10 protein-coding genes are annotated in these 14,638 nt (G+C 51.2%); 9 read left to right on the top strand and 1 reads right to left on the bottom strand.

Going from position 1 to position 14,638, the window contains the following annotated elements; all coding sequences use genetic code 11:
• Positions 1-435: 435 nt before the first annotated feature.
• The 8 genes from J1D76_RS14775 to J1D76_RS14740 all read left to right on the top strand — a co-directional run bounded on the left by J1D76_RS14775 (position 436) and on the right by J1D76_RS14740 (position 13,529).
• Positions 436-1,074 (top strand): TnsA endonuclease N-terminal domain-containing protein, encoded by a 639-nt coding sequence (locus J1D76_RS14775; RefSeq protein WP_421139016.1) that lies wholly within the window; start codon positions 436-438, stop codon positions 1,072-1,074.
• A complete protein-coding gene (locus tag J1D76_RS14770) occupies positions 1,055-2,890 on the top strand; it encodes an integrase (protein WP_421139015.1) in 1,836 nt (611 codons plus the stop codon). The genes J1D76_RS14775 and J1D76_RS14770 overlap by 20 nt, the downstream gene beginning before the upstream one ends.
• A 126-nt stretch (positions 2,891-3,016) precedes the next feature.
• Complete coding sequence (locus J1D76_RS14765; protein WP_421139014.1) at positions 3,017-3,946, top strand: TniB family NTP-binding protein; 930 nt, start codon at positions 3,017-3,019, stop codon at positions 3,944-3,946.
• A gap of 46 nt (positions 3,947-3,992) precedes the next feature.
• On the top strand, positions 3,993-5,792 hold the full coding sequence (locus J1D76_RS14760) for a helix-turn-helix domain-containing protein (protein ID WP_421139013.1): 1,800 nt from the start codon (positions 3,993-3,995) through the stop codon (positions 5,790-5,792).
• Positions 5,793-6,521: 729 nt separating this feature from the next.
• Complete coding sequence (gene hsdR, locus J1D76_RS14755; RefSeq protein WP_421139012.1) at positions 6,522-8,885, top strand: EcoAI/FtnUII family type I restriction enzme subunit R; 2,364 nt, start codon at positions 6,522-6,524, stop codon at positions 8,883-8,885.
• A gap of 89 nt (positions 8,886-8,974) precedes the next feature.
• The gene (locus tag J1D76_RS14750) at positions 8,975-10,444 is read left to right on the top strand and encodes an N-6 DNA methylase (RefSeq protein ID WP_421139011.1); all 1,470 of its coding nucleotides are present in this window, start codon (positions 8,975-8,977) and stop codon (positions 10,442-10,444) included.
• Complete coding sequence (locus J1D76_RS14745) at positions 10,441-12,144, top strand: restriction endonuclease subunit S (protein WP_421139010.1); 1,704 nt, start codon at positions 10,441-10,443, stop codon at positions 12,142-12,144. The genes J1D76_RS14750 and J1D76_RS14745 overlap by 4 nt, the downstream gene beginning before the upstream one ends.
• A 248-nt stretch (positions 12,145-12,392) precedes the next feature.
• Complete coding sequence (locus J1D76_RS14740) at positions 12,393-13,529, top strand: hypothetical protein (RefSeq protein ID WP_421139009.1); 1,137 nt, start codon at positions 12,393-12,395, stop codon at positions 13,527-13,529.
• 170 nt (positions 13,530-13,699) lie between these two features.
• On the opposite strand, the gene J1D76_RS14735 is transcribed toward J1D76_RS14740, so the two are convergent.
• Positions 13,700-14,098: a hypothetical protein gene (locus J1D76_RS14735; RefSeq protein WP_421139008.1), complete on the bottom strand. Its 399-nt coding sequence runs from the start codon at positions 14,096-14,098 to the stop codon at positions 13,700-13,702.
• A gap of 215 nt (positions 14,099-14,313) precedes the next feature.
• On the opposite strand from J1D76_RS14735, the gene J1D76_RS14730 reads away from it, so the two are divergent.
• Positions 14,314-14,634 carry a hypothetical protein gene (locus tag J1D76_RS14730; protein ID WP_133160948.1) on the top strand — a complete coding sequence of 107 codons (321 nt, stop codon included), beginning with the start codon at positions 14,314-14,316 and terminating at the stop codon, positions 14,632-14,634.
• Positions 14,635-14,638 lie beyond the last annotated feature (4 nt).

Below are 14,638 nucleotides of genomic sequence, written 5' to 3'. Positions count from 1 at the left end.
GAATGAAAATCTGACGCGCGAAAGTTTGCGCGGTTTAATAGACTGGATTAGAATCGGGCGGTTAAAAATAAAGCGAGCTCCGTTTCCGGAAGCTCGCTTTATTCAAGCACTTAAACGATTTTGTTCGAGCAAAATCATAAGTCGCTTACGCTAAGTAACTGATATCTATTTTGACTACAAAAGGAGCAAACCAAATGTAGAAAACCTCAGCTTAGGGCTGATAGGGCAACAGAAAGAGCAATCCCAGCGCGTCGTTGCTTAGACCACAACACGCGCAATTTCTTCTTTTTTTCTTGCCCTGTCAATCCCTTCCCATCATTTCGACTGTAGCGAGTGATCTCGAGGGGGGAGTGTTCTCTTCAGGAAACTCCTACGTTCCTGTAGAGCGCCACGCCCCGTGCCGCTCGGAAACTCGATCGCTTTGAGGAAAGTGACATGGCAGTACGCAAGGTTGTCACCAGAAGATCTTGGCATTTCAGAGGTTACTTCCCGTCCCTCAAGAATGGCCATTCCGTACCCTTTGAATCAATCCTGGAAAGTGGATTTTTCCGTTTGCTGGAGCTTTCACCGGACGTACGCAGCTATGAAGTGCAGCCGGTTCGTGAGTCTTTCGAAATCGAAGGCGAGCCTGCTCAGTACGTACCAGATGTCGAAGTAGAACTGTATGACGGCAACAGGATTTGGGTGGAAATCAAGCCAGCACCGCACACCAAAAATCACGCCACAGCCGCTCGTTTGGATGCAGCCGCGACCCATTTCGGTGTCACCAACCGTCGCTTCGAAGTGGTAACAGATGAAGTTATTTGGGCTGAGCCGCGGAGCACCACAGTGTTGGAGATTCTTTACCATCGCCGCGGGCCTAGCCTCACGACGCCTCAGTGGCTGGGCCTTTTCTCACGGATCAAGATCGAAAGCCCACAGACCATCGCGGAGCTGTGCTCGGTAGTGGGTGAAGCTCAGGCTTGGCGCCTTTTGGGCCTCGGGAAAATTGGTGTCGATCTGGAGAAAACGCTCAGTTCTAAATCGCCTATCTACATTGAGGGAGGGCATCGCCATGCAGATTTTTACTCTTAAACCATGCTTGGCTGTAACAATGAATGATCGGCACCTGGTGTTTCGATCACGCCTTGTGGATCGGCGGCTTAATTTTGCGGATGAGCTGGGCGAGCCCGTTCTAATGAAGGAGAAAGACTTTTATGTGGGCTATGTTCAACGATCAATATGTGTAACTCCTGATCAACCAAAGCTCGGATATATTCCGCTTCAAAAAAATGCGCCACGAGACCTCTCCACTTATCTGCCTGAGCATAAGGAGGAGGCTTTAAGACGGCGACCATACGTAGAAGCCCTGCTGGCCTACTCTGGAAAGCTTCCTGGGAAAGAAGAACTCAAGGAGGTTATCGCCTCTGTGTGGGAGGAAGTTAAAAGCAGTGCCAAGGCGCCTTCTGTTGATACTGTTAAACGCTGGTTAAGCAGATATCAATGGAAGTCTGTCACAGCGCTAGTTCCGCTGCATGAGCAAAAAGGTCGCCACCGATTAATATATGGGGAGCTCGAAGAGTTGCTATTGTGTGTGATTAACGAGCATTACTTGGATGATACTAGGGAACCGGTTACCACAGTCATTGAAGAATTCAAAGGCAGGATTAAAGAGCACAATCTGAAAAGGTTGAGTGCTCAACATTTATCCTGTCCCTCTAGCATGACGGTGTATCGATATATACAAAGGCTAGACCCATATTTGGTCGACTCCGCCAGATTAGGCAAGCATACGGCCAATCAAAAACACAGGCGTGCAATTGGTCAGCTTCAGGTATTTGGACTATGTCATCGCTGGGAAATCGACCACACCCACTTGGATGTAATGTTGATTGACCCTGAGACGGGTCTAGTAATCGGTCGGCCTTATTTGACGGTGGTTCTGGACCGTTTTTCCCGAATGGTGATGGCTTATCTCCTGCATTTTGCCGCTCCCAATACGGAGAGCGTGCTGACGGTGATCGAGAAAGCCATTTGTCCCAAGGAAGCATTACTCCAGAACTATCCAAAAGTGGTTTGCAGTTGGCCGGCGCAAGGGCTTCCCCGTCAGATTGTTCCTGACAATGCGGCGGAGTTCCACGCAGGAGACCTGATGGCGGCTTTCGATGATTTGGGAATTGAGGTTTTGTACCCCAGGTCGCGCGGGCCACAAATGAAGGGCGCAGTGGAGCGATTTTTTGGTACCACTGCGCGAGGGTTCGTCCATCGATTGCCCGGGACCACTTTTGCGAATATTGAGGAGAAGGGAGAGTACGACTCTGTGGCCAACGCATGCCTCACATTCGAAGATCTTGACGCATTGGTGATGAAATGGATTGTGGATATCTATCATCAGAGCCCACATCGGGGGTTGGAGGATAGAACACCTGACCAGGTGTGGCGTGGGGCAGAGGCTAAGGCCGTGCTTCAGATGCCTGTAGACCTGGACGCACTGGAAGCAATCCTTGCCTGCCGAAAAAACCCGAAGTTACATCACTATGGTATCGAAGTTGGCGGCCAGTATTATCACTCGGATTTGCTCGCGGATTTGAAACTACAGCGCAAAAACCCGTTTTCTGTAGACGCCCGTTACCGTGATGATATGGGTCACGTTTGGGTGTATGACGACCTGCGGAGAATATTTTTCCAGGTGCCCTGTAAAGATAAGCGCCTGGTTGGTGTTAGCCGAGACTTGTACAACGAGGCTAAAAAGCAACTCCGTCAGAGTGGCGTTCTCAATCCCGATGTAGATGCCCTCCTCCGCGCTTCGCGGGAAATACAACAGGACATCCAGCGTGCTAAAGACTCCAAGCGGCTTTTGATCGACGCCGAAATGCTGCTTTGGCTCGTCATCGAAGCGGTGTACCTGTAGCACCTATTGACTCTGCCACGGTGCTCGAGAATGTACCTATACCAATTGGGGCGAATCTATCTGAAATCCCTGACCTGGTCGTCGAAACCACGAGCAGCCAATCGTGGCTAGACAGGAGGGTGTGAAATGAACGTGTCTTTGAATGGTATTGATGATACTTCGCTCCGAAACGTTTTCATAAATACCTCAATAGCGAGTGCAGCCGCTTCAAGGCTAAAGGATATCCATAACGAAAACCTACGAACGGGGACCAATCAGGGATTTCTCCTCATGGGTCCAAGTGGTGTTGGGAAAAGTGCTTTAGTGAAGAAGTACGTTAATTCAGTGAACGCCGAACGTGCTATTGAAATGGAACGCTTACCTATTCTTTATTTGGATATGCCATCCGGACCTACGAAAAAGAATCTGGGTTTAACGTTGCTGAAAGCCCTGAAAGATCCCTATGCGAGTACCAACAGTGAATCAGCCGAGGTTAAATTTTCTCGTGTGGTTACATTGTTGGAAAACTTGAATGTCGAACTCGTTATTTTGGATGAGGCTCAACACTTGGTGGACTATAAGCATAGCGATATGCTCGAGGCGGGCGACTGGATAAAGAGCCTGTTGAATACTTCGAAAGTATCCGTTGTATTGATCGGAATGACACGCCTAGAGGGCTTAAAAAAAGCTAATTCCCAATTTCGCAGGAGGTTTTCTGCATCGTACACACTTGTGCCATTCGAACCAGGCAGCGAATTTTGGCCAGAATTTGCTGGAGTTATAAAGGCCCTGCAGAAAATGATGGCAGTCGACTCAGTGAGTTTAGTGACCGATGACATGATACAGAGGCTCTATTTCGCTTCCTTTGGCATATTGGACTATCTCGTAAAAGTATTGGAAAGAGCGGTTCGTTTGGTGAGGAGTGGGCGATTCGAAGGTGTGAATCTTGCCGCATTGGGTACAGCATTCAAAGATGAAGTCTGGCAGTTGGCCCCAAGGAATCGCAACCCGTTTGATGCTGAGTTTGATTTCCAGCGGCTGATTGGTCCAGGTGAGCCTTACGAAATAATTAAGTAACGTTGGTGGGTCGCCAGGTTCTTCTGGCGACCACTTTGAGGATAATATGCTTAATTTGCCAGTAAAAGTGCGCCCGCATCATGATGAAAGCCTGGTCGGATTCTTAGGCCGTTTAGCCACTGCCAATGGTTTTTCTCATTCTTTTCTAATAAAAAAGTGCAGGGAGTTAACCGATGAAGAGGTGGAGTCGTTTTACAGAAAAAACGATGTGCCCTTCGTATGGGTTTCTTCGATTAAAGCGTTAAGCAAAACCAGAGGCAGCCTTGATCCTCTGTCAACGTACTGCCCAAAGCATTGTCCGAAATGTTTAAGTGAGGGGCGATATTGGAAGTACGTGTGGGGGCTTAAGCTTTATAATTTTTGTGTTGAACATTCGATGCAATTGGCTGATACCTGTCATCACTGCGGGATGAGGTTATGTTTTGCGGCATTTACCACATTTCGGTGCAGTTTATGTCATCGGGACATTCGTAAAAATCAAACTTTCTCGCTGGCCTCGACTTCAGATGTTTGGTTCTCAAAGTTATTGGAAAATCGGGCGCTTTCCAGGCCTCCGCTGAATGATTCTATTTTGTGCAAGCTATCGATTTTGAATTTGCATGAGCTGTTTCTAAATCTAGGTTTCATTGTTTCAAATCTTAAGGGGAAAAGGTGTAATGACGTGTTCATGTCATCAGAACTCTCCAAAATTAGCCACAGCGCGGGGAAAATTGCTTTTGGCTGGCCTGGTTCATTTTACGACTATTTGAATATTTGCCAAAGTAGTGTAGGTAACGACAAATGGCACCCGAAAACCTGTTATAGAAAGATATACCGGATTTCTTTCCAGAAACTGAAAAGCGATGCCTACGATTTTCTTCGGGAGGAATTCGAGCATTACTTACTTTCAAACTGGCGAGGACCGCTCAATCCCAGGGCTACTACATTTTCATATGAGACCATTCAATCTCATCGTTGGAAACCGATCAAAGCGGTTGCTAACTCTCTAGGATTGGCTCCCTCAAAAATTAAAGTACTTCTGGAAAAGGGGCTTGTCTCATCCAGCGCACTCCGTCATGACTGCGGAAAAATATCCACTGTAGTAGATATTGAAGAAGCTAAAGCTTTTGTGGAGAATGCTGCCAGGTCACGAAGCTTGAAGGATGCCGCAAAGCAGTTGGGGATCAATGAGCGTAGAATTAAATCACTCGTTAACGGTGATTTACTTGTTGGCTATCGTTCAAATACTAAACCCCAAGCTCCATGGATTCTAGACTGTGATAAATTTCTCAATAAATTTTCGTTGTCGGCTATGACAATTGATGGTGATGAGTGTCTTACAATACGTAAGATTCTAACTTTTCATCTGCGAGAGGAGACTCAGTTTTTAGATTTTATAAAATCTCTTATAAGAGGGGTAGTGGTGTTGTATGGCGGTACGGAAGACACATCATTTTCTGATTATAAATTAATTGCAAGTGACTATTTTTCTTGGAAGTGTCAATGGCTAAAAAAACATCATACAACGAAATCTCTGAGTGCCCGGGAGGTTGCTAGCGTATTAGGCGTTAAAGACAATGTAGTTTATGCGATGATTAACAATGGTCTACTTGCGCATGTGGTCGTTGGCAAGCAGCGTATGGTCAAGCCATCCGCGCTTAAGCAATTTCGTGAAAAGTATGTATTCAATCGTGAAATAGCCGATCAATTTCGCATGTCTCCGAAGATGGTAGTGGCTTGTCTTTCGGAAGATAAGTTTAGGCCAGCAGCAGGGCCGCATGTATTAAACCACCCGTGTAGGCACTACATTTGGAAACGAACTGACAAACTATACGATTTCTTAATTTCAAATTTCGGAGAGGGGTGAATCTGTGCGACTGAACATCAGCCACTCTGGTGCGAGTGAAAACTATTTTTTACCGTGTTAACCGCAGTGGTTAACAGTGCAAAAAGCAGGTTTACAGCGTGTTCGATGAGGCTTCTTGCGGCGAGGCGGGACCATTCCGTACGGCTGAGGGGCTGCACACTTGGCCTTCATTTTGATTGTTTGTTGATCAACTCATACAGTCATGCTTCTTGAGGCGCATAGAGCGTTATCCGCAGTGGTATCCACCGTTTCGGTGGATAACTAGATTCAAGACTTCGCAACCACTGACAGTTGCCGAGATGTCACTGATCCAGTCTGTTCCTCGCGAACCATTGCCTTTGCTGAGTTTGTGTAGATTTGGAGGTGGGTCAGTCTTGCGTCAGCACGTGGGTCAATTCGGCGTTGGCGTCAAGCTGCGCAATTGGCCCTGATTTTGATTGTTTTTTGATCAACACATCGCAGTCATGCATCTTAATGCGCGTAGAGCTTTATCCACAGATGTATCCACCGTAGTGGTGGATAAGTAGATATCAAGACTTCGCAACCACTGACCACCGCGCTGCTTTTGATCTCACTAACTGCGCAGCACCTGACGCCTTAAAGCGCTATGAGAGGGGGAGCAGCTGCACTTCACCCAAGCAGTGCTATTCAAGGTACATTTACGCCTATCAAATAAGGTCAGCACTGCTGGGATCGAGCGATCATGCCGGCTTGAAAGGGAATTGGGGTATGGACAAAAAGTCGCTTACCGAGCGGGACATTTGCACCAAGTTCATCGCGCCTGCGATCCTGTTAGCCGGCTGGGATATCCAGAAGCAAGTACGCGAAGAAGTCAGCTTTACCAAGGGACGCATCATCGTCCGTGGCAAATTGCATAGCCGTGGCGAATCCCGCCGTGCCGACTTTATTCTCTATCACCAGACCAACCTGCCGATCGCTGTCATAGAAGCGAAAGACAACAAACACGATATCGGCTCTGGCATGCAGCAAGCCCTCGGTTATGCCGAGTCACTGGACGTACCGTTCGTGTTCTCCAGTAACGGTGATGGCTTTCTATTCCACGACCGTACCGGCACCGGTACACAGGTCGAAACTGAGCTGAACCTTGACCAGTTCCCCTCCCCTGACGAGCTGTGGCAGCGCTATTGCCAATGGAAAGGTTTGAACGGTGATGCCCGTAAAAAAGTCGAGTCGCCCTACTACGATGATGGCTCTGGACGCATGCCGCGTTATTACCAAACCAACGCGATCAACCGTACCGTTGAGGCCGTGGCCAAGGGGCAGTCACGCATCCTGTTGGTAATGGCCACCGGTACAGGCAAGACCTACACCGCCTTCCAGATTATCTGGCGGCTGTGGAAGTCCAAGCAGAAAAAACGAATCCTCTTCCTGGCCGACCGCAACATTCTGGTCGACCAGACCAAGAACAACGACTTCAAGCCCTTTGGCCAGGCGATGACCAAAATCGCCAAACGCCAAATCGACACTTCTTACGAAATCTACCTGTCGCTCTATCAGGCCGTGACCGGCACTGAAGAAGAAATGAACATCTACAAGCAGTTCTCCCGCGACTTCTTTGACCTCATCGTGATCGACGAATGCCACCGTGGCAGCGCCGCCGAGGATTCCGCCTGGCGGGAGATTCTCGACTACTTCTCCAGCGCCACCCATGTCGGCCTCACCGCCACACCGAAGGAAACCAAAGAGGTGTCCAGCATCACCTACTTCGGTGAGCCGGTGTACAGCTACACCCTCAAGCAGGGCATCGAAGACGGCTTCCTCGCCCCCTATAAAGTGGTGCGCATTGACTTCGACAAAGATCTACAAGGCTGGCGGCCGCCCAAGGGCTTGCTCGACAAAAATGGCGAGCTGATCGAAGACCGCATCTACAACCTCAAGGACATGGACCGCACCCTGGTCATCGAGGCGCGCACCCAGCTGGTAGCCCAGAAGGTCACCGAATTTCTAAAAGCCACCGATCCGTTCCAAAAGACCATCATCTTCTGTGACGACATCAACCACGCTGAGCGCATGCGCCAAGCGCTGGTCAACCTCAACCCGCAACGCATTGCCGAAAACCGCAAGTACGTGATGCGCATCACCGGCGATGACCAGGAAGGCAAGGCCGAGCTGGACAACTTCATCAACCCGGAAGAGCGTTACCCAGTTATTGCCACCACCAGCAAGTTGATGACCACTGGCGTTGATGCCCAGACCTGCAAGCTGATCGTGCTCGACCAGCACATCAAGTCGATGACCGAGTTCAAGCAGATCATCGGGCGTGGCACCCGCATCAACGATGACTTCGGCAAGTACTGGTTCACCATCATGGATTTCAAGAAGGCCACCGAACTGTTTGCCGACCCTGCTTTCGATGGTGACCCCGTCGTGATCTATGCTCCGGAAGGTGAAGAGTCTCCCGTACCACCTGATGACCTGGCGACGGATGAAGATGGCATCACCGCTGGCACCACGGCTGAAAACGACGACCTTGAGTTCACCAGTGATGGTGACAAAAAGCGCATCAAATACATCATCGACAGCGTACCGATATACGTCATCGCCGAACGTGTGCAGTATTACGGCCCGGATGGCCGGCTGATCACTGAATCCTTGCACGACTACACCCGTATCTGCGTGCAAAAGCAGTTCGCCTCGCTAGACGACTTTCTGCGTCGCTGGAGCGATGCCGATCAGAAGAAGGTGATCATCGAGGAAATGGCCACCCAGGGTGTGATGTGGGAAGCCCTGGCCGAGGAGGTGGAAAAGAAACAGGGCAAGGCCCTCGACCCATTCGACCTCGTCTGCCATGTAGCCTTCGACCAGCCCGCACTGTCGCGTAAGGAACGCGCCGAGCAGGTGAAAAAACGCAACTACTTTGGTAAGTATTCCGGTGCCGCACGCCAAGTGCTGGAGGCATTGCTCGATAAGTACGCCGACACCGGCATCGAGCACATCGAAGACATCAAAATCCTCCAGCTCGACCCCTTCAGCCAGATCGGTGCCCCTATCGAGCTGGTAAAGGCATTTGGCGGCAAGGCCGGTTACAACAAAGCCATTCATGAACTGGAAGATGAGCTGTACGCCAGTTAAGCTGCCCGCTCCCCGCATTTTCGGCATAGGCAGCATAACGCTGCCTATTCCTTGAACCCTCTGTTTTTCAGTAAGCCAGCGAGATTCCCATGTCCATCAGCAGCACCATCAAATCCATCCAGGACATCATGCGCAAAGACGTGGGTGTCGATGGCGATGCTCAGCGCATCGGCCAATTGGTCTGGCTACTGTTCCTGAAGATCTTCGATGATCGCGAGATGGAATGGGAGTTGATGGATGACAACTACCGCTCGCCGATCCCTGATAGCTGCCGTTGGCGCACCTGGGCCGCCAACCCGGAAGGCATGACCGGTGACACCCTGAAGGATTTCATCGACAACAACCTGTTCCCGCAGCTGCAAAGCCTCCACGAATACAGCACCACCCCCTCAGCCTTCGTAGTGCGTAGCGTGTTCGAAGACGCCTACAACTACATGAAGTCGGGCCAGTTGCTGCGCCAGGTGATCAACAAGATTCAGGAAGGTGTGGACTTTAACAAGGCCCAGGAACGCCACGAGTTCGGCAACCTCTACGAGCAGCTGCTGCGCGACTTGCAGAACGCGGGTAATGCCGGTGAGTTCTACACCCCGCGCCCGGTCACCGAATTCATGGTGCGCATGGTCGACCCCAAACTGGACGAAAAAGTCATGGACCCGGCCTGTGGCACTGGCGGCTTTCTCACCTGTGCCATCGAGCACAAGCGCAGCCGATATGTAAAAACCGCTGAAGACGAGCGCACCCTGCAGGCCAGCATCTTCGGCGTAGAGAAAAAGCCATTGCCGCACCTGTTGGCCACCACCAACATGATCCTCCACGGCATCGAGGTGCCCAGCCAGATCCGCCACGACAACACCCTGAGCAAGCCGCTGATAAGCTGGGGGCCGAGTGAGCGGGTGCATTGCATCGTCGCAAACCCGCCGTTCGGTGGAATGGAAGAAGATGGCATCGAAACCAACTTCCCCGCCGCCTTCCGTACCCGCGAAACCGCCGACCTGTTCCTGGTGCTCATCATGCAGCTGCTCAAAGACAGTGGTCGTGCCGCTGTGGTGTTGCCCGATGGCTTCTTCTTCGGTGAAGGCATCAAAAGCCGTATCAAAGAAAAGCTGCTGACCGAGTGCAACCTGCACACCATCGTTCGCTTGCCCAATGGAGTGTTTAACCCCTACACCAGCATCAAGACTAACCTGCTGTTCTTCACCAAAGGCACACCGACTAAGCACGTGTGGTTTTACGAACATCAGTACCCGGCTGGGGTGAAGAACTACTCCAAGACTCGCCCTATGCGGGTTGAAGAATTTGCCGTGGAAGAAGCTTGGTGGGGAAGCGAAGCCGATGGTTTTATTACACGGGTTGAAAATGAATTCGCTTGGAAGGTCAGTGTTGAGGAGCTGCGGGCGCGGAACTGGAACCTGGACTGCAAAAACCGTCATATCGGTGAGCAGATAAGCCATGACCCGGAAGAATTGCTTCGTGATTACGCCCAGCTGCAGGATGAGGTCACTCAATTGCGTGACCAGCTCAAGGCTGTGCTGGCCGAAGCCTTGGAGCGTCAGGTATGACTGCAATGCTGACTGAGAATCTGCCGTTGCTAGCCTCTGCACCCAATGGTGCTCAGAAGCTGCGTGAGCTAATTCTGGAGCTGGCGATCCGCGGAAAGCTGCTTGAGCAGAACTCCAATGATGAGCCAGCTAGCGAGTTGCTTAAACGCATTGCGGTGGAGAAAGCGTTATTGATTGAACAGAAGGTAATTCGAAAGGGAAAACCATTACCTGATATTGAAAAAGATGAAACTATTTTTAATTTGCCAAAAGGCTGGGTATGGATCCGCCTCGGCCAAATTGGTGATTGGGGGGCGGGAGCTACTCCTGCTAGGGGAAACTCAAGTTACTTTGGCGGTGAAATTCCTTGGTTCAAGTCGGGTGAATTGATTGCAGACTTTATTTCGGATTCGGAAGAACACATAACGGAGCTAGCCCTTAAAGAATGCTCATTGCGCCAAAATAAACCTGGTGATGTACTCATTGCGATGTATGGCGCCACCATTGGCAAAACAGCAATCCTGAGTGTGGCGGGCACAACAAATCAGGCCGTATGTGCGTGTACAGCTTTCAATGGAGTATTCAATAGATATTTGCTGCTTACCCTTAAAGCGCTTAAATCAAACTTTATTGGCCAAGGCGCTGGTGGGGCCCAACCAAATATCTCACGGGAAAAAATTGTCGCCACCGTAGCAGGGCTACCGCCCCTAGTAGAACAACACCGCATCGTCTCCAAAGTCGATGAATTGATGGTCCTATGCGACCGCCTGGAAGCCCAGCAAGCCGACGCCGAAAGCGCCCACGACCAACTGGTGCAAGCGCTGCTCAACAGCCTGACCCAGGCCAGCGACGCCACCGACTTCGCTGTCAGCTGGCAGCGTCTGGCCGAACACTTCCACACCCTATTCAACACTGAATCCAGTATCGACGCTCTCAAGCAGACTCTGCTGCAAATGGCCGTGATGGGCAAACTGATACCACAAGACCCCAATGATGAACCGGCCAAGGAGTTGCTCAACCGGATTACTCAGGAAAAAACTCAACTGATGGCCGATGGGCGGATCAAAAAGCAAAAGCCGCTGGCTGAAATAACAGAGGAAGAGCGACCGTTTACAATACCAACAAGTTGGTCCTGGTCACGAATCGGAGAGCTAGCACTCAGTACGGAGTACGGCCTATCTGAAAAAACCTCAGACCTATTAGATGGGGTCCCAGTTTTGAAGATGGGGGACATTCAAAGGGGCCAGGTCATTCTGGGGGGGCAGATGAAAGTCAGTAGGACTACAGAGGGACTGCCAGAGCTCTACCTTGAATCTGAAGACCTGCTTTACAACAGAACCAACAGCGCTGAACTAGTTGGTAAAACTGGTATTTTCTGCGGTGCTGCGAATGAGTTCACGTTTGCCTCTTACCTAATTCGTATCCGCTGCCTGAAGACACTCTTCTCTCCGGCATATCTCAATGTGTCGATGAATACCCCTGCGTTTCGTGAAACTCAGATTAATCCACACCTAAAACAGCAGTGCGGGCAAGCGAACGTAAACGGGACAATCATGAAAAATATGTTGATTTCAGTCCCCCCAGTTGCCGAGCAACACCGCATCGTCGCCAAAGTCGATCAGTTAATGGCCATCTGTGACCAACTAAAAACTCGCCTGGCCCAAGCCCGCCAAATCAACGAACAGTTGGCCAGCACTCTGGTCGAGCAGGCTGTCGCCTAAATCACGGTCACCAAGGATTTAAGGTAAGGACACCCCCATGCTCATCAAGACGCAAATCTGGACGGTAAACGGCCAGCCGCACCAGCTCAAGGAGTACATCTTACACTCGCTCTAGGTCAATTACCTGCGATTGCAGCGCCTGCGAACTGGCGCCTTTCCCGAATGTACCTGACCGCTACTCCGGTAGGTCACTGGGCTCGGGGCCGGGCAAAGTCGAACTGCGCTGCGCATAATCGAGGATGAGTTAAATGGTGGAACTCTATGACCGGGCAAAGCTACTGGAGGAAGTTTGGTCCGAGCCGGTGCGGGTGGTGGCGCCCCGCTACGGCCTGTCCGACGTGGGGCTGAAAAAGCTCTGCTCGCGCCTACAAATCCCCACGCCGCCGCGTGGTTTTTGGGCCAAGGTCAAGGCTGGTAAGCGCGTGTCCCCGCGCCCCAAGCTGCGCGAATACACCGGTCATCCCGGTTATTTGTATCGCCCCGCCGCACAACCCTCTGTTCAGGATCCGGTCGCTGAAGTCGTCGACAGCCGACTTCAGCGCGTGCTGAGTTTTGAGCAGCAGCCGGAAAACCAGCTTGTGGTACCGGAGCGCATCAAGGTGTGGCATCCGGTGGTGACTGCTGCTCGCGAGGCATTCGTGCGACCGATCATCGATCAGCGCGGAATGCCCCAGACGCGCGGCAACGGGCTGAATATTTCAGTTTCTCCCGCGTTACAGAGTCGCGCACTGAAAGTGGCGGACACGCTGCTAAAAGCCTTGGAGAAACGGGGGTACACCGTTCAACAAGGGAAGCACCGTGTTGAGATTCTGATGTTTGGCCATGTCCTGCATTTGCGGTTGTTTGAAGCGTCACTGCGCTCCGCATATGAACCCACCGCCAAGGAGTTAGCGGCCCAGGCCAAAGGGGAATGGAGCTATTGGGCGAAATGGCAGTTCACACCCTCCGGTAGGCTGCAAGTTCTGGTCAATGAAGGTTACGGAGGGAAAATTGTTGACTCAGACAGCCGGCCAGTGGAATTGCTGCTCAATAAACTAGTTGGGCTAATGGCGACCAGAGCGGTGGAATTTTTAGTCCGCAATGAACGTCAGGCAGTGGAAGACGCCGAGCGCCAGCGAGTTCGCGACATTGCGTTGGAGCGTAAACGTCGACAAGACGTGGAAAAGCAGCGGTTGGCGAAACTTGAAGTTGATGCGCAGAACTGGCGGCGTGCGCAAGCCATTCGTGAGTATCTCGATGCTCTGGAAAAGAGCGCCGAACGCCATGAGCATTCTATGGAGCAACTCGAACTACTCAGTTGGGGACACGCCAAAGCGGACTGGATTGATCCCCTCAAACCGGGTGTTGTGGACGTGTTAGACGAAGAAATTGTGATTCCTCGATAGGCAAGGTGTGTTTCTGCAAGGCACGTTAGTCGCACCGATGTGCGCCTAACGTGCCTCGAGGAGAAAGAGTTCGCCTAACAGCAGCGTCCCTTTCTCTTTGTCGCTGTTGACTAGAAAGTTACCAGACCGTCAGCGACTCTCGTCAGTGAACCTGGGAGTTCTCAGTCGATTTAACGGATGATCCGCGTGAGTTCATGGGGAGGATTTTGGATCTCACATGTACCTGTCCCATTTTTGAAGCCCTGAAAGTAAACAGTTTTACCGACGTAGTCCGGCTGCATCAGTTCCCCTGTACCACATGGACCAAAATCAGCTGAGACCTCGTAAAGCCGCTTGGAGAAGTCAGCACCTTTTCCGGGCGAAACCTTCCCCTTAGCAGTACGACGGTGGCCGTTGGCATCGACAGTTACAAGCTCGATCCATTTGGTCCCATCGCTCTCATAGGCCTGAACGTAATTCCCTTGATTCGCTGGAAACTCAACACGCGCGATTTCGCTCGCTTCACTGGTGCCAGCGAGCATAGCCAGGGGAGCAGCCAACGAAAACACAGCCTGAAGCATCAAACGCATAGGTCTTTCCTCTCTGTGGGTGACAGCGGTGCGCCGGCCCTGCAACACAAGATGGGGGCTGCCTGTGTATTTAACCAGTGGTTGAGGAATTTTTTTGAGGGGCTGGTCGTGTTGGTGGATGTGTTCAGGAAAACAAGGGGCGATTCAGCATGGCATTTGGCCTTTCGGATGTGATATTGCTTTGCGTTCAATTTGACTAGCGAAAGGAAATCCGAATGTCTGGTTCTGGCGGTAGCTATCTGGGTCCATCCACACCCACCACTTCCTGCGCGGCCCTTCAGTTTGATACCCAACTTGCTTCACCGAAGGCGCAGGTGGTTGGGCAGTTGAGCGTCAATGACATCCTCGACATTGTCTTTTCGCAGTCTGGCAATCAACAGGTCGTCTCCGCACTGTGGAACGGCGCTGAGGCAGGTGGGATTGTCGACCCCCATCTGAATCAATTGCGAAGCTGCATGAGCCAGGGCGAACAGTACCAGGCGCGTGTGCTGCACGTCGGTGGAGGCCAAGTACGCCTGCGGGTTTACCACATCTAATTGC

This window comes from Pseudomonas sp. NFX15 (genome assembly GCF_049132105.1).
GTDB lineage: Bacteria > Pseudomonadota > Gammaproteobacteria > Pseudomonadales > Pseudomonadaceae > Aquipseudomonas.
Note: the sequence above shows the minus strand (reverse complement) of the source record. Positions and strands in the feature narration are given on the sequence as shown.